Source organism: Streptomyces sp. NPDC096339 (assembly GCF_044762985.1).
Lineage (GTDB): Bacteria > Actinomycetota > Actinomycetes > Streptomycetales > Streptomycetaceae > Streptomyces.
The window spans coordinates 196,611-215,688 of record NZ_JBIWFI010000011.1 but is presented as its reverse complement, the minus strand read 5'-3'; the positions used below and the strand labels follow the sequence as shown (position 1 = coordinate 215,688).

15 protein-coding genes and 1 pseudogene are annotated in these 19,078 nt (G+C 72.3%); 5 read left to right on the top strand and 11 right to left on the bottom strand.

Annotated elements, in window-relative coordinates; genetic code table 11:
- Positions 1-12 precede the first annotated feature (12 nt).
- From ACIQ5Y_RS17595 to ACIQ5Y_RS17580, 4 genes and pseudogenes are all read left to right on the top strand, one after another.
- Positions 13-512, top strand: a pseudogene (locus ACIQ5Y_RS17595) (DUF664 domain-containing protein).
- Between the two features lie 44 nt (positions 513-556).
- The gene (locus tag ACIQ5Y_RS17590; protein ID WP_403880630.1) at positions 557-2,620 is read left to right on the top strand and encodes a penicillin acylase family protein; all 2,064 of its coding nucleotides are present in this window, start codon (positions 557-559) and stop codon (positions 2,618-2,620) included.
- The gene (locus tag ACIQ5Y_RS17585) at positions 2,617-3,207 is read left to right on the top strand and encodes a GNAT family N-acetyltransferase (RefSeq protein WP_403880628.1); all 591 of its coding nucleotides are present in this window, start codon (positions 2,617-2,619) and stop codon (positions 3,205-3,207) included. The genes ACIQ5Y_RS17590 and ACIQ5Y_RS17585 overlap by 4 nt, the downstream gene beginning before the upstream one ends.
- Positions 3,208-3,317: 110 nt before the next feature.
- Positions 3,318-5,171, top strand: coding sequence for a serine/threonine protein kinase (locus ACIQ5Y_RS17580; protein ID WP_403880626.1), 1,854 nt, complete (start codon positions 3,318-3,320; stop codon positions 5,169-5,171).
- A gap of 67 nt (positions 5,172-5,238) precedes the next feature.
- On the opposite strand, the gene gatB is transcribed toward ACIQ5Y_RS17580, so the two are convergent.
- The 11 genes from gatB to ACIQ5Y_RS17525 form a co-directional block, all read right to left on the bottom strand.
- Complete coding sequence (gene gatB / locus ACIQ5Y_RS17575) at positions 5,239-6,753, bottom strand: Asp-tRNA(Asn)/Glu-tRNA(Gln) amidotransferase subunit GatB (protein ID WP_403880624.1); 1,515 nt, start codon at positions 6,751-6,753, stop codon at positions 5,239-5,241.
- A gap of 16 nt (positions 6,754-6,769) precedes the next feature.
- Positions 6,770-7,015 (bottom strand): hypothetical protein, encoded by a 246-nt coding sequence (locus ACIQ5Y_RS17570; RefSeq protein ID WP_384589538.1) that lies wholly within the window; start codon positions 7,013-7,015, stop codon positions 6,770-6,772.
- Positions 7,012-8,508 (bottom strand): Asp-tRNA(Asn)/Glu-tRNA(Gln) amidotransferase subunit GatA, encoded by a 1,497-nt coding sequence (gene gatA / locus ACIQ5Y_RS17565; RefSeq protein WP_403880622.1) that lies wholly within the window; start codon positions 8,506-8,508, stop codon positions 7,012-7,014. Before gatA ends, ACIQ5Y_RS17570 begins: the two co-directional genes overlap by 4 nt.
- A 5-nt stretch (positions 8,509-8,513) precedes the next feature.
- The gene (gene gatC, locus ACIQ5Y_RS17560) at positions 8,514-8,810 is read right to left on the bottom strand and encodes an Asp-tRNA(Asn)/Glu-tRNA(Gln) amidotransferase subunit GatC (protein ID WP_403880620.1); all 297 of its coding nucleotides are present in this window, start codon (positions 8,808-8,810) and stop codon (positions 8,514-8,516) included.
- 332 nt (positions 8,811-9,142) lie between these two features.
- A complete protein-coding gene (locus tag ACIQ5Y_RS17555; RefSeq protein WP_403880618.1) occupies positions 9,143-11,323 on the bottom strand; it encodes a putative bifunctional diguanylate cyclase/phosphodiesterase in 2,181 nt (726 codons plus the stop codon).
- 367 nt (positions 11,324-11,690) lie between these two features.
- A complete protein-coding gene (gene ligA / locus ACIQ5Y_RS17550) occupies positions 11,691-13,892 on the bottom strand; it encodes an NAD-dependent DNA ligase LigA (protein WP_403880616.1) in 2,202 nt (733 codons plus the stop codon).
- Positions 13,893-13,922: 30 nt separating this feature from the next.
- A complete protein-coding gene (locus ACIQ5Y_RS17545; RefSeq protein WP_403880615.1) occupies positions 13,923-14,906 on the bottom strand; it encodes a methionine synthase in 984 nt (327 codons plus the stop codon).
- Complete coding sequence (locus ACIQ5Y_RS17540; protein WP_403880613.1) at positions 14,903-15,592, bottom strand: SDR family oxidoreductase; 690 nt, start codon at positions 15,590-15,592, stop codon at positions 14,903-14,905. Before ACIQ5Y_RS17540 ends, ACIQ5Y_RS17545 begins: the two co-directional genes overlap by 4 nt.
- Positions 15,593-15,612: 20 nt before the next feature.
- On the bottom strand, positions 15,613-16,560 hold the full coding sequence (locus ACIQ5Y_RS17535; RefSeq protein ID WP_403880611.1) for a hypothetical protein: 948 nt from the start codon (positions 16,558-16,560) through the stop codon (positions 15,613-15,615).
- Positions 16,561-16,562: 2 nt separating this feature from the next.
- Positions 16,563-16,907 (bottom strand): DUF1330 domain-containing protein, encoded by a 345-nt coding sequence (locus tag ACIQ5Y_RS17530; RefSeq protein WP_403880609.1) that lies wholly within the window; start codon positions 16,905-16,907, stop codon positions 16,563-16,565.
- Between the two features lie 51 nt (positions 16,908-16,958).
- The gene (locus ACIQ5Y_RS17525) at positions 16,959-18,014 is read right to left on the bottom strand and encodes a GlxA family transcriptional regulator (RefSeq protein ID WP_403880649.1); all 1,056 of its coding nucleotides are present in this window, start codon (positions 18,012-18,014) and stop codon (positions 16,959-16,961) included.
- A gap of 136 nt (positions 18,015-18,150) precedes the next feature.
- On the opposite strand from ACIQ5Y_RS17525, the gene ACIQ5Y_RS17520 reads away from it, so the two are divergent.
- Positions 18,151-19,074 (top strand): NADP-dependent oxidoreductase, encoded by a 924-nt coding sequence (locus ACIQ5Y_RS17520; protein WP_403880607.1) that lies wholly within the window; start codon positions 18,151-18,153, stop codon positions 19,072-19,074.
- Positions 19,075-19,078 lie beyond the last annotated feature (4 nt).

Genomic DNA, 19,078 nt, shown 5'->3' with positions numbered 1-19,078 from the left:
ACGGCCCCTCACGTGCGGGCCGCCCCCGGGGGTGCCGCTGCGCGGAGCAGTCCCCTACCCGCCCTTCCACCGTTCCCCGGGCTCCGCCCGGACCCGTCCCGGGGGCTCCGCCCCCAGACCCCCGCGCCTCAAACGCCGGCGAGGCTGAAAGACCCGGGGCTCCGCGCCTCGATGCCGCCGTCCGCCCTCTCCCTGCTGGGCCTCGTCCGGCACATGGCCGAGGTCGAGCGGCACGGTTCCGGCGGGTGTTCGGCGGTGAGGAGCTCCCGCACCTGTGGTCGGAAGACCACGACTCCCAGGCCGCCTACGACGCCTCCGAGGTGGCCCTCGCCCGCCACATCGAGGCCGAGGCCGGGTCCCTCGACGTGACGGCGTACGTACCGAGCTGGAAGGAGGAGGCCTCGCTGCGGCCGCTCGTGCTGCACCTCATCCACGAGTACGCCCGCCACAACGGCCACGCCGCCCTCCTCCGGGAGGCGATCGACGGAGCCACCGGCTCACAACCCCTATAGTTAGGCCAGCCTAACCTAATTCGCGATTGGCCTTGGGGGAGAGTGTGAGCAGCGACAGCGGTGCGTACGAGGTCTTCCGTGACCCTTGGGGCATCCCCCACCTCCGTGCGGCCGATCACCTCGGGCTCGCCTACGCCCAGGGCCGCGCCACCGTCTTCGACCGGGCCTGGCAGCTGGAGGTCGAGCGCCACCGGGCGCAGGGTTCCAGCGCCGCCTTCCTCGGCGCCGAATCCGTCGCCTGGGACCGCTTCGCCCGCCAGTGCCTCCTCGCCGACACCGCCCGGCGGTGTTACGAGGCGCTGGACGCGGAGACCGCCGCCTGGGTCCGCGCCTATGTGGACGGGATCAACGACGGTCTCGCCGCCGGCGCGGCCCGTGACGGGCGTTTCGCCCGTACCGGTCTGACCCCGGCTCCTTGGGAACCATGGGTTCCGCTGGGCATCTGGATCTCCACGCACATCCTGTTCTCCGGCTTCGCCACCAAGCTGTGGCGCGAGCGCGCGGCCCGCGCCCTCGGCGACGAAGCGGCCACCCTGTTCGCCACCGACGGGCCCGGCACCGCCGGCAGCAACGGCTGGCTGGTGCCGGGCGACCGGACCGTCACCGGTGCGGCGATCATCGCGGGCGACCCGCACCGGTTCATCGAGGACCCGGGCGTCTATCAGCAGATACGTCTCTCCTGCCCGGAGTACGACGTCCTCGGCCTCGCCGTCCCCGGCGTTCCCGGACTCGCGCACTTCGGGCACGCCGGCACCGTCGCCTGGGCCATCACCAACGCGATGGCCGACTACCAGGACCTGTACGTCGAGGAGCTGCGCCGAGCCGGCTCCGCCGTGGAAGCACTGGGCCCGGACGGCGAGTGGGAACCGGTGCACCGCCACACGGAGACCGTCCGCGTGGCCGGCGGCGAGGACGTCGAGGTGGAGGTGCTGGAGACCGCCCGAGGCCCGGTGGTCGTCCGGACGCAAGCGCCCGACGAGCAGACGCTCTCGCTCCGCTACCCGCCGCGGGTCCGCGAGGACCTCGGGTTCGCCGCGCTCCCCGCCCTGCTGAGGGCGCGCACCGTCGCCGACGTCGACCGGGCCCTCGACGGCTGGGCCGAACCCGTCAACGTCGTCCACGCCGCCGACTCCGAAGGCGGCCTGCTGCACCGGGTCGCGGGCGCCGTGCCGCTGCGCGACCCCGCGAACCGGCTGCGCCCCGTTCCCGCGCGGGACGCGCGGCATGCCTGGCAGGGCTGGGCCGAGACCCCCGACGAGCCGGTGCAGGGCTTCGCCGTGATGGCGAACGCCCGCGGGATCGCCTCCCCACTCGGCGTGGAGTTCGCTCCCCCGCACCGCGCCAACCGCATCCGCGAGCTGCTCAGCGGCCAGACCCGGTGGTCCCCGAAGGCGATGGCCGACGTACACCGGGACACGTACCTGGGCTCGGCGGCGCCGCTGCTCGACCTGCTGCCCGGCTTCGCGGACCTGACCCCGGCCGCGCGGGAACTGCGTACCCGGCTGCTGGCCTGGGACCGGCACATGGACGCCGACAGCGCCGACGCCACCCTCTTCGCGGCCTTCCGGACCGCGACCGTCCGCCGTCTCGCCGCCGATCCCGTCTTCGCGGACCTGTGGGGCGCGCCCGACGGTCCCGAGGTCTTCCACCCCTGGCTGTATCTGGTCCCCCGGATCGGCTACGCCCTGGAGGGGCTGCTGGCCGCCCCCTTGCTGCCGGAGTTGGACCGTGCGGCGCACGTCCGCGCCGCACTGGAGGAGACCGCGGCGGCCGACGCGCCCGAGACCGCGTGGTCCGAGGTCCACCGACTGGCCCCCTGGTCGGCGCTGCCCGATCCGCAGGCCGAGTGGCCCGGTCTCGGCGGCGACCACGACTGCGTGAACGCGACCTCCTCCGTCCCCGGCTTCACCGACCTCACCGCCCGCGCCTCGGCGGCCCGTTACGTCTGGGACCTCGCCCGCCGGGAGGACAGCCTGTGGGCGGTCCCGCTGGGCGCGGACGGCGTCACCGGATCGCCGCACCACCGCGACCAGCTTCCGCTGTGGGCGCGGTGCGAACTCGTCCCCGTCGTCACCGACTGGGCCCGCCTCACCAAGGAATCGATATGAGCACCGCCTCCACCCGGCAGCCCGTGTACAGCCACCCCGTCGAGGGCTTCGGCACGGTCACCATCACCCCTGTCGACCCGGCCGCCGACTCCGCCCTGATCCACGGCTGGGTGACCGAGGACCGCGCCCGCTTCTGGGGGATGCGCGAGGCCAGTCGCGAGCTCGTCCAGGAGATCTACGAGGACGTCGACCGGCGTACGACGCACCACGCGTTCCTGGCCCGCCGCGACGGGGTGCCGGTCGCGCTGTTCCAGACGTACGACTGCGCCGAGGACCGGGTCGGCGAGTGCTACGAGGTGCGGCCCGGGGACGTGGGCGTGCACCTGCTGCTCGGACCGGCCAGGGGGGCGGCCGAGCACGGTTTCACGGCGGCCCTGATGACGGCCTTCATCGCGTTCGTGTTCTCGGACCCCGCCGCCCGCCGGGTGGTCGCCGAGCCGGACGCCCGCAACGAGAAGGCCGTCTCCCTGCTGGAGCGGACCGGTTTCGTGCTCGGCCCCGAGATCGAACTGCCGGAGATCGACCTGCCCGAGGTGTACCTGCCGGCGAAGCGGGCCCGCCTCGCCTTTCTGAGCGCGCCGGTCTGACGGGTGGTCGTATCGTCACGTCACCCTAACGGGATGCCGATTCCCATTGACCGTGCGCGTCCGCCCACTGGAAGCTGATCCCCCATCACACCATCGGCGGTGGGGGAAAAATGACCAGCCAGAACCTGCACATCGGGCCGGACGCGGCGGCCGACCGCTACCGGTTACTCCGGTCGATCGGGCGCGGCGGGGAGGCCGTGCTCTATCTCGCGGAGATCGAGTTGGCCGGGGGCTCCGAGCCCGTGGTCGTCAAGGTACTCGATTCCAAGACGACCATCACGCCCGAGGTCTTCGACCGGATCAGTCAGAAGTGGAACGAGCAGGCGGAGCTGCTGCGGTTCGTGCACCGGCCCGGTGTGGTGGGCGTACGCGAGCACTTCGAGGGCCCGCCGATCCACCGGCCCGGGGAGTCGGGGACGCTGACCGGGCGGGCGCTCGTCCTCGTCATGAACCACGTCGACGGGCTGGACCTGCGGGACTGGCGGGCCGAACGGACTCTCGCGACGGCCGCCGAGCGGCGCGAGGTGATGCGGACGCTGGAGCAGCTGGCCGACGTACTGGACTGGCTGCACTCGGGGAAGGCCACCCCGTCCGGGCGGCAGGTCATCCACGGTGACCTCTCCCCCGGCAATGTGATGGTCGACGCCCACGGGCAGGCCACGCTGGTGGACTTCGGCCTCAGCAAGCTGACCGCCGACCACCAGACGGCCGAGGTGTGGTTCACCCCGGGCTACGCGGCGCCCGAGGTCTTCGACGGCAAGCGGACCCCGGGCACGGACCGGTACGCCTTCGGGGCCATCGCGTACTTCCTGCTGAGCGGGGAATCCCCGCCCTCGACCCCCGAGCTGCTGGCTCGCGCCCTGGTGGCGCTGCCGCAGTTCGCGGTGCTGGACGCGGAGCAGCGGGCGCGGATCGCCTCGATCTACGCGACCGACCCCGGGCAGCGGCCGGTGAACCTGGCCGGCTGGATGAAGGACATCCGCCACGCGGTGGTGTCCACGACCACGTCGACCTCGCAGCGTGCGGTCCAGGAGGCGGTCCCGGCGAAGCCGGTGCTCCCGCCGCCCCTGCCGGCGGCCCCGCCGCAGCCGGTGACCCCTCTCCCGGCGTACGCGCCGCTCCAGGCCCCGGCGGCCCAGGCACCGCCGCCTCATGCCCCGCATGCCCCGCATGCCGAGGCTCCGGCGACGGCTCCGGTGACGGTCCCCGATCCGGCGCCCGCCCCGGAGTCCGTGCACGTGCCCATCGGGTACGGGCCGGCGTACCACCCGAACCCTGCCGCCACCCCGGCCCCTCCTCCCGCGAAGAAGCGGCGGACGGGCCTGGTCCTCGGCTCTGCGGCGGCGGTCCTCGTACTGGCGACGCTCGCGGTGATCGGCGTTCGGCTCTTGAAGGACGATGACAAGGGCACGCAGGCGGACGGCGCGAAACCGGGCGGGAGCGGCAGCGCCTCCGCAACCCCGACCCCGTCGGCCGGCTCCCCGTCGAGCACGCCGGCCAAGAGCGCCGCCACCAGCCCGACGGATTCGCCGTCGGGCAGCGTGCGGGCGACGGAGCCGGGCACCGCGTCGGAGAGCGACGTCGTGGACCTGACCAACCTCAGTCCCATCGACACGCTGAACGGCTTCTGGGTCCACTCCGTCACGCTGAACACCAAGTCCTTCGGCACCGCGTTCGTCGCGAAATGCTCGCAGAGCTCGTCCACCGAGTTCAACCTCAACCGGGCTTGGTCCACTCTGGAGTTCACGGCCGGGATCGACGACACCTCGCCCGTCGAGTCGGGGCGGATCTCCGTCGCCATCGACGACAAGCCCGCGCTGTTCAACGAGGAGGTCCGGCTGGGCAAGCCGGTCACCAAGACGTTGCAGGTCAAGGACGCGCTGCGGTTGCGCATCCGCGTCGAGGACACCTGCGGCTCCAACGAGGGTTACGTCGTCCTGGGCGCGCCCACGCTCAAGCGCTGACGCGGCAGGGCGCCCCGCTCCGGTACGGAAACCGGTGCGGGGCGCCCTGTACGGCGTACGAGCGGGCTCAGCCCTCCGTTACGCCCAGGCGCTCCAGGATGAGCTCCTTGACGCGCGCCGCGTCGGCCTGGCCGCGGGTGGTCTTCATGACCGCGCCGACCAGGGCGCCGACGGCGGCGACCTTGCCGCCGCGGATCTTGTCCGCGATGGCCGCGTTGCCCGCGATGGCCTCGTCCACGGCCGCGCCCAGCGCGCCCTCGTCCGAGACGACCTTCAGGCCGCGCTTGTCGACGACCTCGTCCGGGGTGCCCTCGCCGGCGAGGACGCCCTCGATGACCTGGCGGGCCAGCTTGTCGTTGAGCGAGCCGTCCGCGACGAGGGCCGCGACCCGGGCCACCTGGGCCGGGGTGATCGGCAGCTCGTCGACCGAGACGCCCTGCTCGTTGGCGTTGCGGGCGAGCTCGCCCATCCACCACTTGCGGGCGGCGGCCGAGTCGGCGCCCTCCTCGATGGTGGCGACGATGGAGTCCACCGCGCCCGCGTTGAGGATCGACTGCATGTCGTGCTCGTTCACGCCCCACTCCTCGCGGAGCCGGTTGCGGCGCACGCGCGGCATCTCGGGCAGACCGGCGCGCAGCTCCTCGACCCACTCACGGGCGGGGGCCACGGGGACCAGGTCGGGCTCCGGGAAGTAGCGGTAGTCCTCGGCGTTGTCCTTGATGCGGCCGGCCGTGGTGGAGCCGTCCTCCTCGTGGAAGTGCCGGGTCTCCTGCACGATCGAGCCGCCGGACTGCAGGACGGCCGCGTGGCGCTGGATCTCGAAGCGCGCCGCACGCTCGACTGAGCGCAGCGAGTTGACGTTCTTCGTCTCCGAACGGGTGCCGAATTCCTTCGTCCCGTTGGGGCGCAGCGACAGGTTCACGTCGCAGCGCATCTGGCCCTTGTCCATGCGGGCCTCGGAGACGCCGAGCGCCTTGATGACCTCGCGCAGCTCGGCGACGTACGCCTTGGCAACCTCGGGGGCCCGCTCGCCCGCGCCCTCGATCGGCTTGGTGACGATCTCGATGAGCGGGATGCCGGCGCGGTTGTAGTCCAGCAGGGAGTGGGACGCGCCGTGGATACGGCCGGTGGCGCCGCCGACGTGCAGCGACTTGCCGGTGTCCTCCTCCATGTGGGCGCGCTCGATCTCCACGCGGAAGATCTCGCCGTCCTCCAGCTGGACGTCCAGGTAGCCGTTGAAGGCGATCGGCTCGTCGTACTGGGAGGTCTGGAAGTTCTTCGGCATGTCCGGATAGAAGTAGTTCTTCCGGGCGAAGCGGCACCACTCGGCGATCTCGCAGTTCAGCGCGAGGCCGATCTTGATGGCGGACTCGATGCCGATCGCGTTGACGACCGGGAGCGCGCCGGGCAGGCCCAGGCAGACCGGGCAGGTCTGCGAGTTGGGGTCGGCGCCCAGCTCGGTCGAGCAGCCGCAGAACATCTTGGTCCTGGTGCCGAGCTCGACATGGACCTCGAGGCCCATGACGGGGTCGTACGTCGCGAGAGCCGCGTCGTACGACAGCAGTTCGGTGAAGGTGGTCACGGTGAAACTTTCCCTCTCAGCCCAGCAGGACGTCGTCGTCGCCCAGGCGCTTCAGCTCGCGGTACAGGATCGCGAGGCCGGTGACGATGGCGGCGGCGGACACCACGGCGTCGACCAGCTTCAGCGTGTCGTGCTCGGTGCGGGCCTTCTTGACCTGCTTGATCACGCTGATGGCGCCGAAGGCGGTGGTGCCCATCGACAGGTAGGTACCGGACTTGGACTTCTTGAAGCCCTTGGCCTTGGACAGTGCACTGGAACTCACAGCGACGGAGCCTCCTCGAGCAGCGGGTGGCCCCAGCGCTCGACGAAGGCGGCCTCGACGGCCGCGCCCACCTTGTAGAGGCGGTCGTCCTTCATCGCCGGGGCAATGATCTGCAGTCCGACCGGGAGACCGTCCTCCGGGGCCAGGCCGCAGGGCAGCGACATGGCGGAGTTGCCGGCCAGGTTGGTCGGGATGGTGCACAGGTCCGCGAGGTACATGGCGAGCGGGTCGTCGGTGCGCTCGCCGATGGGGAAGGCGGTGGTCGGGGTCGTCGGGGAGACGATCACGTCGACCTGCTCGAAGGACTTCTCGAAGTCCTGCGAGATGAGCGTGCGGACCTTCTGGGCGGAGCCGTAGTACGCGTCGTAGTAGCCGGAGCTGAGCGCGTACGTGCCGAGGATGATGCGGCGCTTGACCTCGTCGCCGAAACCGGCTTCGCGGGTCAGGGCCGTGACGTCCTCGGCGGACTTGGTGCCGTCGTCGCCGACGCGCAGGCCGTAGCGCATGGCGTCGAAGCGGGCCAGGTTCGAGGAGCACTCGGACGGCGCGATCAGGTAGTACGCGGCCATCGCGAGGTCGAAGGACGGGCAGTCCAGCTCGACGATCTCGGCGCCGAGCTCCTTGAGGAGCTCCACCGACTCGTTGAAGCGCTGGACGACGCCGGCCTGGTAGCCATCGCCCGCGAACTGCTTGACGACACCGACGCGCATGCCGGCGACGGAGCCGTTGCGGGCCGCCTCGACGACCGGCGGGACCGGGGCGTCGATGGAGGTGGAGTCCATCGGGTCGTGGCCGGCGATGACCTCGTGGAGGAGGGCCGCGTCCAGGACCGTACGGGCGCAGGGACCGCCCTGGTCGAGGGAGGACGAGAAGGCCACCATGCCGTAGCGGGAGACGCCGCCGTAGGTGGGCTTGACGCCGACGGTGCCGGTGACGGCGGCGGGCTGGCGGATGGAACCGCCGGTGTCCGTGCCGATGGCGAGAGGCGCCTGGAAGGCGGCCAGCGCGGCCGCGGAACCGCCGCCGGAGCCGCCGGGGATCCGGGTGAGGTCCCACGGGTTGCCGGTGGGGCCGTAGGCGCTGTTCTCGGTGGAGGACCCCATGGCGAACTCGTCCATGTTGGTCTTGCCGAGGATGACGACGTCGGCTTCCTTGAGCTTGCGCGTCAGGGTGGCGTCGTAGGGCGGGATCCAGCCTTCGAGGATCTTCGAGCCGACGGTGGTCGGGACCCCGACGGTGGTGAAGATGTCCTTGAGGGCGAGCGGTACGCCGGCCAGCGGGCCGAGCTTCTCGCCGCGCTCGCGCTTGGCGTCGACCGCCGCGGCCTGGGCGAGGGCGCCTTCGCGGTCGACGTGGAGGAAGGCGTTGACCTTCTCGTCGGTCGCGTCGATGCGGGCCAGGTGGGCCTCGGTGACCTCGACGGCCGTGAGCTCGCCGGAGGCGATCTTCTCGGCGGTCTGGGCTGCCGTGAGCTTGATGATGTGGTCGGTCATGGCTGTTAGTCCTCCCCCAGGATCTGCGGCACCTTGAAACGCTGCTGCTCCTGGGCGGGAGCGCCGGAGAGCGCCTGCTCGGGGGTGAGCGAAGAACGGACCTCGTCCGCGCGGTAGACGTTCGTCAGCGGCAGCGGGTGGGAGGTCGGCGGTACGTCTCGGTCGGCGACCTCGGAAACGCGGGCGACCGCGCCGATGATGTCGTCGAGCTGTCCGGCGAAGTGGTCCAGCTCTTCGGCCTTGAGCTCCAGACGTGCCAGCCGAGCGAGGTGGGCGACCTCCTCGCGCGTGATGCCAGGCATGCAGCGATCCTCTGGGGGTTTTGAGTGTGTAGGTTTCGGGCCCAATCCTATGGGGCCGGGTGGCTGCGCCGCTAAACGGTTACCCGCCGGTGCCGGTACGGGGCCGGCTGCGGGGCCGCTGCGCGGGGCCTCCCGGGTGCGGGTCAAAGAACCGGGGCTCCGCCCCAGACCCGCTCCTCAAACGCCGGAGGGGCTGGATCGTCGCCCGGCGGGGCTGGATCCGCGCAGCACATCACAGCCTCGCCGGAGGCAAACCAGCCCCGCCGGCGTTTGAGGCGCGGGGTCCGGGGCGGAGCCCCAGCGGCGGAGCCGCACCCGCGGACCCGACGGGGTCAGACGGCGTCGGCCTCGGCGGCGGCCAGTTCGGCCGTGATGTCGGCCGGGCGGCGCCAGCCGCGTTCACCGCGGGCCAGGAGCCAGGCCGTGGCCTCCTGCGGCGGCATCGCGGCCGCCACCAGCCAGCCCTGGACCGCGTCGCAGCCCAGGTCCCGCAGGCGCTCCCACGTCTCGTCGTCCTCCACGCCCTCGGCGACCACCAGGAGGCCGAGGGAGTGGGCCAGGTCCACCGTGCAGCGCACGATCTCCGCGTCCTGGGCGTCCACGGCGAGGCGGCCCACGAAAGACCGGTCGATCTTCAGCTCGCTGACCGGCAGCCGCCGCAGGTGGACCAGGGAGGAGTAGCCGGTGCCGAAGTCGTCCAGGGACATCTTCACGCCGTGCCCGGTCAGGCCCGCCATGGTGTCGGCCGCCCGCTGGGGGTCTTCCAGCAGGACGTGTTCCGTTATTTCCAGCTGGAGGCCGCTCGCGGGTACGCCGTGCCGGGCGAGGCGCGCGGCCACCGCGCCGGCGAAGCCGGGGGTGTGGACGTCGCGCGGCGAGACGTTGACGGCGACGGGGACCTTCAGGCCCTGCGCGCGCCACCGGGCGACCTGGGCGAGGGCCGTCTCCAGGACGTACTCCGTCAGGTGGGGCATCAGACCGGAGGTCTCGGCGATGGCGATGAACTCGTCGGGGGGTACCCGGCCGCGTTCCGGGTGGACCCAGCGGACCAGGGCTTCGAGCCCGGCCACCTGGCCGTCGAAGCGGACCTTCGGCTGGTAGTGGAGTTCCACTTCACCGGCGTCCAGGGCCCGCCGCAGATCGCCGAGGAGGCCGAGGCGGTCGGGCGTGTTGCTGTCCCGCTTGGACTCGTACACCTCCACGCCCGTGCGGTCCCGCTTGGCCTGGTACATCGCCACGTCCGCGCGTCGCAGCAGCCCCTCCGCGTCGAGCGCGTGGTCGGGGAAGACGGCGAGGCCGGCGCTGGCCTCCAGGACGAGGGTGAGGCCGTCCAGGTCGAGGGGGGAACTGAGTTCGGCCACCAGGTGGCGGGCGATCCGCTGGGCGCTGGTGGTGGAGTCGGTCGTGGGGAGCAGGACGGCGAACTCGTCGCCGCCGAGCCGGGCCGCCTCGGCGTCCTCGGGCAGGGCCTGGCGCAGCCGCTCGGCGATCTGGAGGAGCAACCGGTCGCCCGCGAGGTGGCCGAGGGTGTCGTTGACGGCGCGGAAGCGGTCCAGGTCGATCAGCACGAGGGCTGCCCGGGTGCCCAAACGTTCAGCCTCGTCCAGGGCGGTCCAGGCCCGCTCCAGCAGCCACTGCCGGTTCGGCAGCCCGGTCAGCGGGTCGCGCAGTTGCTCCTCGGCGCGCGCCCGGGCGATCCACAGGGTGGAGTCCAGCGCGATCAGCGGTACGGCGAAGAGCGGCAGCAGCACCGGCTGGGTGACGGCGACGGCGCAGATCAGCGGTGCGATCCCGAGCAGCGCGACGGCGACCAGGGCCTGGCGGAGCAGGGCGGTGCGAGCGACGGTGGGCAGGCCGCCACCGCGCGGGGCGAGCGCCGCCCACAGCACGACCCGGGTGACGAGCAGGTAGGCGAGGGCGACGAGGATCACCTCGGGGACGGCGTCCAGCCCCCAGCCCGTGGGCTTCCAGGGGGTTTCGACGGAGGGCCGCTCACCGAAGGCGGAGAGTACGAGGGCTCCCGCGCCGATGCCGAGGACGTCGACCGAGCCGTGCACCAGCCCCTGCCGCCAGCGGTGCCGGCGCGCGGCCCCGACCAGGGAGACCACCGCGAGGGAGACGAGTCCGGCCGGAACCCATCCGTAGAGGAGGAGGACGCCGAGGGTGAGGGCGGCGCCCGATCCGGTGCCGCCCCACCAGCGGTCGCGGCCGAGGGCCACGAGGTGGCCGACGATGATGCCGGTGAGCAGGGCGAGGGCCCAGCCGACCGAGCCACCGGGGAACAGTGCCTGACGGCTGCTCAGCGCGGAGACGATGCCCGCGATGAGGATCACGGCGGACAGGCCCACGACGAGGAAGGGCAGCACGTTGCCCCGTCCCTGCCCGCCCGCACCCGTGTCGAGCGGTCGGGTCTCCGGTGTCCTGGCACCCAGGACACCGAGCCGGCCCGCCCGCATGGACGGGATGTCCCCGCCGAATTCAGGTGACGGGTCGGCGCTTTCGGTGGGTTTCATGCCCGTCCCTCTCACAGCCGGCGATGCCGATGTCACGCGATGGCCCCGATGTCATGCCATCACGGCCGGAATCGCATCCCGCTGCCGTGCACGACTGGCGCACCCCTCAACAGTAGGACGCGGGAGGCTCCCAGGGGCAGCCGTCGGCAGTGGTTGCCCGAATGCGTCCCAGCCATCCTCATCAGTACGGTATCCGCCGAACGGGTGAGTTTGGACCAGGACCCCCTGCTCACCCATCCGATGATCCGACAGGTCACCGCCCTGCGACCAGCCTTGTACCAGCCGTTTACCACCGACGGTCGCGCCTGGCGTGCGCCCGCCCGTACGGCCGCACGCCATGCATCCGTTCGCCTTCGCTACTCCGTCCTTACTCCTCGGCGGCTCCGCCGTCCAGCGGGAGGGCGGCTTCGCGCGCCGCGTCCGGGCCCTGTTCCAGGAGTACCGCGAAACCGGCGTCGTCGAGGATGGAGAGCTTCAACTGCACGGCCTTGTCGTACTTGGAGCCGGGATTGTCCCCGACGACGACGAACGAGGTCTTCTTCGAGACGGATCCGGTGACCTTGGCGCCGAGGTTCTGCAGGGCCTCCTTGGCCCCGTCCCGGGTGTGGCTCTGCAAAGTGCCGGTGACGACGACGGTGAGCCCCTCCAGCGGGCGCGGACCGGTCTCCTCGGCGGAACCTTCCTCCTCCATCCGGACCCCGGCCTCGCGCCACTTGCGCAGGATCTCCCGGTGCCAGTCGACGGCGAACCATTCCTTGAGGGAGGCCGCGATGATCGCGCCGACCCCGTCGGTGGCGGTGAGCTCCTCCTCGGTGGCCTGCTCGATGCGCTCGATCGACCGGAACTCGCGGGCGAGCGCCTCGGCCGCGACCGGGCCGACGTGACGGATCGACAGGCCGTTGATGATCCGGGCGAGCGGGCGGTCCTTGGCCGCCGCGATGTTCTCCAGCATCGCCAGGGCGTTCTTCTTCGGCTCGCCCTTCTGGTTGGCGAAGACCGTGACGATCTTCTCCTCACCGGTCTTCGGATCCCGCTTGGGCAGGCCGCTGTCCTGGTCGAGGACGTACGCCTTGATGGGCAGCAGGTCCTCGATCGTGAGGTCGAAGAGGTCTCCTTCGTCCAGCATCGGCGGCCGGGCCGGCTCCAGCGGGCCGGTCAGGGCTGCCGCCGCCACCATGCCGAAGTTCTCGATGTCCAGGCTCTGCCGGCCGGCCAGGTAGAAGACCCGCTCGCGCAGCTGCGCCGGGCAGGTCTGCGCGTTGGGGCACCGGACGTCGATGTCCCCCTCCTTCATCGGCCGCAGCTCCGTCCCGCACTCGGGGCAGACGGCGGGCATCACGAACTCGCGCTCGCTGCCGTCGCGCAGGTCGACCACCGGGCCCAGGATCTCGGGGATGACGTCGCCCGCCTTGCGCAGGACGACGGTGTCCCCGATGAGGACGCCCTTGGCCTTGACGACCTCCTGGTTGTGCAGGGTCGCGAACTCCACCTCGGAGCCGGCCACCGTCACCGGCTCCACCTGCGCGTACGGCGTCACCCGCCCGGTGCGGCCGACACCGACCCGGATGTTGATCAGCTTGGTGTTGACCTCTTCGGGGGCGTACTTCCAGGCGATCGCCCAGCGCGGGGCGCGCGCGGTGGAGCCGAGCCTGCCCTGGAGGGCGATCTCGTCGAGCTTGACGACCACGCCGTCGATCTCGTGCTCCACCGAGTGCCGGTTCTCGCCGAAGTGGGCGATGAACTCGCGGACTTCGGCGAGCGAGGAGACCACCTTGTTGTGCTGGGCGGTGGGCAGGCCCCACTCGTGGAGCAGTTCGTACGCCTGCGACTGGCGCTCGATCTCGAAGCCCTCGCGGGCGCCGATGCCGTGGACGACCATGTGCAGCGGGCGGCTCGCGGTGACCTTGGGGTCCTTCTGCCGCAGCGAACCGGCCGCGGCGTTGCGCGGGTTGGCGAAGGGCTTGCCCTCGGCCTCCACGAGGCGGGCGTTGAGCTCCTCGAACTTCTCCATGGGGAAGTAGACCTCGCCGCGGATCTCGACGAGGGCCGGGATCCGGTCGCCCTTCAGCCGGTCCGGGATGTCGGCGATGGTGCGGACGTTGGGCGTGATGTCCTCGCCGGTGCGGCCGTCGCCGCGGGTGGCGGCCCGGGTGAGGCGGCCGTGCTCGTAGGTGAGGTTGACGGCGAGGCCGTCCACCTTCAGCTCGCACAGGTAGTGGAAGTCCGGGGTGTTCACGTCCCGCGCGACGCGGTCGGCCCAGGCGGACAGTTCCTCGTCGTCGAAGGCGTTGTCGAGGGAGAGCATGCGCTCCCGGTGCTCGACCGAGGCGAAGTCCGTCTCGTACGCCCCGGCCACCTTCTGGGTGGGCGAGTCGGGCGTGCGCAGCTCGGGGTACTGCTCCTCCAGTGCCTCCAGCGAGCGCAGCAGCTTGTCGAACTCGGCGTCGCTGACGACCGGCTGGTCGTTCACGTAGTACCGGAAGCGGTGCTCCTCGACCTGCTCGGCCAGCAGCTGGTGCTGCTCACGCACCGCCGCCGGTACTGCCGTGTCCTGCTGTTCGGCTGCCATGCCGTGTCCTCCCGTGCCCCGTCTCGACCGTCACTCAGGGTTGTCGGCGAGCGACCTCGCCGCCCTGACGCAATGCGCCTGCGCCGCGCGGGCGTAGGCGGGTGAAGCGCCCGCCAGACCACACGACGGAGTGACCACGACGGACTCCGCCAGAGTCCCCGGGGCCAGTCCCAGCCTGCGCCAGAGCTTCCTGACACCCATGACGCTACCGGCAGGGTCCGACAACGGACCGTCGGTGCCCGGCACCACTCCGGCGAAGAGTTTCGCACCGCCTTCGACGGCCTCCCCGATGGCGTCATCCTCGCGCTCGGTGAGCAGCGAGAAATCGAACGACACGCCCGTGGCGCCGGCCCGGCGCAGCAGCCCGAAGGGCACCTCGGGGGCGCAGGAGTGCACGATCACCTCTCCGTCGTGGACGGCGAAGAGGTCCCGCAGCGCGCCTTCGACGACCTGCCGGTCGACGGCCCGGTAGGTCCGGTACCCGCTCGCGGACCGCACCCGTCCGAGCAGCACGGCCGTCAGCGACGGCTCGTCGACCTGGAGCACGATGTCCGCCCCGGGGATCCGCTTGCGTACGTCGGCCAGGTGCTCGCGCAGTCCCTCGGCCAGCGATCCGGCCAGGTCGCGGCAGGCGCCGGCGTCCTGGAGCATGGCCTCGCCGCCGTGTAGTTCCAGTGCGGCGGCCAGCGTCCACGGCCCCACGGCCTGGACCTTGAGCTTGCCGGTGTACCCCTGGGTGAACTCCTCCAGGGCGTCGAGGTCCTCCCCGAGCCAGGACCGGGCCCGCCGCGTGTCCCGCCCGGGCCGGTCGCTGATCCGCCAGCCACTGGGCTCCACGTGCGCGTACATGTCGACGAGCAGGCCGAGGGAACGGCCGATCATGTCCGCGCCGGGCCCCCGGGCGGGCAGTTCGGGGAGGTACGGGAACTCCTCGAAGGAACCGGTGACGGTCTTGGCGGCCTCGCGGGCGTCGCCGCCGGGCAGCGATCCGACGCCGGTGGCGCTCGCGGTCATCGTCCGGGCCTGACGGTCAGGTCGTTGACCTCCGCGTCGCGGGGCAGGTCGACGGCCATGACGATGGTGGTCGCCACCGACTCGGGGTCGATCCAGCGCTCGGGGTCGTACTCCTTGCCCTCCTGGGAGTGCACCTTGGCCTGCATGGGGCTGGCGGTACGACCCGGGTACACGGAGGTGACGCGGATGCCGTTGGGCTTCTCCTCGGCGCGCAGCGAGTCGGCGAGCGCCTTGAGTCCGTGCTTGGAGGCGGCGTACGCGCTCCAGTCGGCGTGGGCGGTGAGGCCGGCGCCGGAGTTCACGAAGACGACGGTGGCCTTGGAGGCGCGCAGGGTGGGCAGCAGCAGCCGGGTCACCTCGGCGGGGGCGATCAGGTTGACGTTGAGCTGCTGGTGCCAGGTCTTGGGCCGCAGCTCGCCGACGGGGCCGAGGTCGACGATGCCCGCGACGTGCAGGAGGGAGTCGATGCGCTCCGGGATCGGCTGCTTGGAGAAGGCCCAGGAGAGCCGGTCGGGGTCGGAGAGGTCGCCCACGAGCGCCCGCGCGCCGGGGAAACGCTCGACGAGCTGCTTGCCGCGGGCGGCGTCACGGGCGAGCAGGACGAGGTCGTCGCCGCGGGCGTGCAGCCGGGCGGCGACGGCGGCGCCGATGCCGGAACCGGCACCGGTGATCAGGTGAGTAGCCATACCGCCATGCTCGCACCCCGTCAGGGCCGGGCGGTCGCTGCCCGGTACGCCGCCTCGATCGCGGCCCGCGCGGTGGCCGCCCGGTCGGCCGTGACGCCTGGGGCGAAGCCGCTGCCGAGCACCATGTGCGGGTGCGCGGCCGCGAGCCCGGCCCGTACGTCGTGCCGGGGCCCGGACCACCGCTCCAGCGCCTCGTCCCGTACGCAGGCCAGCGCGGCGGCGCGATCCGGCGCGGGCGGGTCGAAGCGGCCGCCGGAGGCCCGCCGGTGCTCTTCCCGGCGGTCCTCCCAGAACTCCACGGTCCAGCCGGGCCAGCGCGCCTCGGCCGGGCGGGACCGGGCCGTGTTCAGCCACCAGCCGACCCTGCGCCGTTCCGGGTCCACGTGGATCCCCGCCTCCGCCCCAAGCCGGTGGCTCCCGTGGTCCGGGGCGTCGCGGAGCCGGTCCAGCAGGGCCGGCCCCTCCTCGACCGGGTGGTCCTCGATGTCGGCCAGGACGTGGCAGCGCCCGTCCTCGGTGGTCACCACGGCCACCATCGGGTCGGGGTCGGCGAGCTCCTCGTCGCCCGGCTCCAGCGCCGGGCCGGGGTACACGGCGGCGGCCTCCTCCCCCGGGTCGAGGCCGAGGTGGGTGCGCAGCCCGCGCTGGCCGTCGTACAGCCAGCGCACCTCCCACCCGGGCCACGCGCACCTCAGCAGCTCCAGGGTGGCGGCCCGGGTGCGCGGGGAGGCGGTCGGCCCCTCCCAGGCGAAGAGCAGCAGGAGCCTTCGGGCCGGGTCGGCGAGTACGCCCGCCTCGACCATGTCGTCGGGGTACCAGCCCTCCTCGACGGCGTGGTCGCGCATGAACGGCAGCGCCGCTTCCGGCCCGCCGAGGAGGTCGAGGACCAGGTCCACCGCCCCGAAGGAGGAGCGGTGGCGGGTGTGCCCCTCGGGCCCGGCGATGACGAAGACGGCGCGGTTGCCCATCGTCAGAGACCGGCGGCTTCGCGCAGGGCCGCGGCCGTCTTCGTGGGGTCGTAGTCGGCCGGGACGCCCTCGACCAGGATGACCTCGCCCGCGATGTGGTCGGTGCGCAGCGGTATGAGGGCCTGGTAGGCGTCCGAGTCGTACCAGGCGCGGGCCTTCTCGATGTCCGGGAAGCCGATGATCACGACCGTGCCGGGCCAGGGTCCCTCCTTGACCTCGACCTCCTTGCCGTGGACGAGGAAGCGGCCGCCGAAGGGGTCCATCGTGGCCTGGATCTCCTCGACGTAGCGCAGGATGTCCTCGTTCATCGTCTCGGGACGGATGTGTCCGATGGCGTACGCGGTCATGGTGCGGCCTCCACAAGTTCCCTGGCTGATCGGCTTGTTGATCCGATCTTGTCAAGGAAGGGCCGCGGTGGCGATGACCTCCGAGGTCATGTCCCGGGCCTGGAAGGTACGCCGGTAGCCGATCGGGGAGACCCCGAAGGCGGTACGCATGTGCTGGCGCAGGGAGTTGCCGGAGCCGAAGCCGGAGCGGTGGGCGACCAGGTCGACGGGGAGGTCGGTGGTCTCCAGCAAGTGGCGGGCGGCTTCGAGGCGTTGCCCGGTGAGCCACTGGACCGGGGTCATGCCGACCTCGTCGCGGAAGCGCCGGGTGAAGGTGCGCAGGCTCATCCGGGCGTGGGCGGCGAGCTCGGCGAGGGTCAGTGGTTCGTCGAGGTGGTCCAGGGCCCAGGCGCGGGTGGCGGTGGTGGTGGCGACGGTGGGCTCGGGGACGGGCCGGTCGATGTACTGGGCCTGGCCGCCGTCGCGCCAGGGCGGTACGACGCACATGCGGGCGGCGCGGTTGGTGACGGCGACGCCGTGGTCGCGGCGGATCAGGTGGAGGCACAGGTCGACTCCGGCGGAGACCCCGGCGGAGGTCAGGACGTCGCCGTCGTCGACGAAGAGGACGTCCTCGTCGACGCGGACCCGGGGGTAGGCCCGGCGGAACTCGGTGGCGAGGTTCCAGTGCGTGGTGGCGGGGCGGCCGTCGAGGAGTCCGGCGGCGGCCAGCACGTAGGAGCCGGAGCAGATCGAGACCAGGCGGGTGCCTGGGCGGATGCCGGCGATGGCCTCGGCCACCTCGGGTGGCAGCGGGCCCCCGTCGGCCAGCTCGGGCATGGCGTGGGTGGGCGGGACGATCACGGTGTCGGCGGTGGCGAGGGCCTCGGGCCCCGCGGCGGGCTGGAGGGTGAACCCGGAGTCGCTGAGCACGGGACGGCCGTCGGCGGTGCAGACGACGACCTCGTAGAGGGCCTCGCCGGCCTCGTCCACGGCGCTGCCGAAGACGCGGGAGGGGATTCCCAGCTCGAACGGGGGGAAGCCGGGCAGGGCGAGCACCGCGATCCGGTGCCGGTCCCGTCCGCCGCTCCCCTGCTCCGCCGCCGCGGGCACAGTGGTCGATTCACTCATTTCGCCCATGGCCAGATCCTGTCACATAGTGGCCATTCGGCCAACACCACCGACTGCCGCGCTGCCCGAATCTGGGACGCGTCGCCGGGGAAAACCCCCGGTACCGAGGTACTCGAACGAAACGAGGAGAACAGACATGCGCGCGATCGTCGTGAGCCAGTGGGGCGGCCCCGAGACCCTGGTCGAGCAGGAGATCGAGCGGCCCGAGCCGGGCCTGAACGAGATCCTGGTGCGCGTCCACGCGGCGGGCGTGAACCCGGTCGACTGGAAGACGCGGGCCAGCGGCGGCCTGATCGCCTGGGGCGAGGTCCCGATCGTCGGCTGGGACGTCTCGGGCACCGTGGAGGCGGTCGGCCCCGGCGTGACCCTCTACTCCCCCGGCGACGAGGTGTACGGGATGCCGAGCTTCCCGCGCCAGGCCGGCGGGTACGCCGAGTACGTGGTGGGCGCGGCTCGGCACTTCGCCCGCAAGCCCGCCTCGCTGAACCACGTGGAGGCGGCCGCGCTGCCGCTGGCGGCGCTGACCGCCTGGCAGGCGCTGGTGGACACGGCCGGGGTCACCGCCGGGCAGCGGGTGCTGGTCCACGCGGCGGCGGGCGGCGTCGGCCACTTCGCGGTGCAGATCGCCAAGGCGCTCGGCGCGTACGTGATCGGCACGGCCAGCGAGGCCAAGCACGGCCTGCTGCGCGAACTGGGTGCCGATGAACTGATCGACTACCGGTCGGCGGACTTCACCGAGGCGGTCTCGGACGTGGACGTGGTGATCGACTCCCTCGGCGGGGACAACGGCGAGCGGTCGCTGAAGGTCCTCAAGCCCGGCGGGCACCTGGTGACCCTGCCCTCCCCGGACGGCGTACCGGCGCAGGCGGAGGGCGTCCGCACCGGCTGGACCCTGGTCGAGCCGGACTTCCGGGGCCTGGTGCAGATCGCGGCCCTGGTGGAGGAGGGCAGGCTGCGCCCGGTCATCGAGACGGTGCTGCCGCTGGCGGAGGCCGGGAAGGCCCACGAGATCGGCGAGCTGGGCCGCACCACCGGCAAGATCGTCCTCAAGGTGGCCTGACGGC

Bases quoted from the DNA above. Each gene is read 5' to 3' on its own strand.
- ACIQ5Y_RS17535 (WP_403880611.1), bottom strand. From the start codon at position 16,560: ATGGGCAACCGCGCCGTCTTCGTCATCGCCGGGCCCGAGGGGCACACC.
- ACIQ5Y_RS17520 (WP_403880607.1), top strand. From the start codon at position 18,151: ATGCGCGCGATCGTCGTGAGCCAGTGGGGCGGCCCCGAGACCCTGGTC.
- gatC (WP_403880620.1), bottom strand. From the start codon at position 8,810: ATGCCTGGCATCACGCGCGAGGAGGTCGCCCACCTCGCTCGGCTGGCA.
- ACIQ5Y_RS17555 (WP_403880618.1), bottom strand. From the start codon at position 11,323: ATGAAACCCACCGAAAGCGCCGACCCGTCACCTGAATTCGGCGGGGAC.
- ligA (WP_403880616.1), bottom strand. From the start codon at position 13,892: ATGGCAGCCGAACAGCAGGACACGGCAGTACCGGCGGCGGTGCGTGAG.
- ACIQ5Y_RS17585 (WP_403880628.1), top strand. From the start codon at position 2,617: ATGAGCACCGCCTCCACCCGGCAGCCCGTGTACAGCCACCCCGTCGAG.
- ACIQ5Y_RS17580 (WP_403880626.1), top strand. From the start codon at position 3,318: ATGACCAGCCAGAACCTGCACATCGGGCCGGACGCGGCGGCCGACCGC.
- ACIQ5Y_RS17525 (WP_403880649.1), bottom strand. From the start codon at position 18,014: ATGAGTGAATCGACCACTGTGCCCGCGGCGGCGGAGCAGGGGAGCGGC.
- gatA (WP_403880622.1), bottom strand. From the start codon at position 8,508: ATGACCGACCACATCATCAAGCTCACGGCAGCCCAGACCGCCGAGAAG.
- ACIQ5Y_RS17540 (WP_403880613.1), bottom strand. From the start codon at position 15,592: ATGGCTACTCACCTGATCACCGGTGCCGGTTCCGGCATCGGCGCCGCC.
- ACIQ5Y_RS17530 (WP_403880609.1), bottom strand. From the start codon at position 16,907: ATGACCGCGTACGCCATCGGACACATCCGTCCCGAGACGATGAACGAG.
- ACIQ5Y_RS17545 (WP_403880615.1), bottom strand. From the start codon at position 14,906: ATGACCGCGAGCGCCACCGGCGTCGGATCGCTGCCCGGCGGCGACGCC.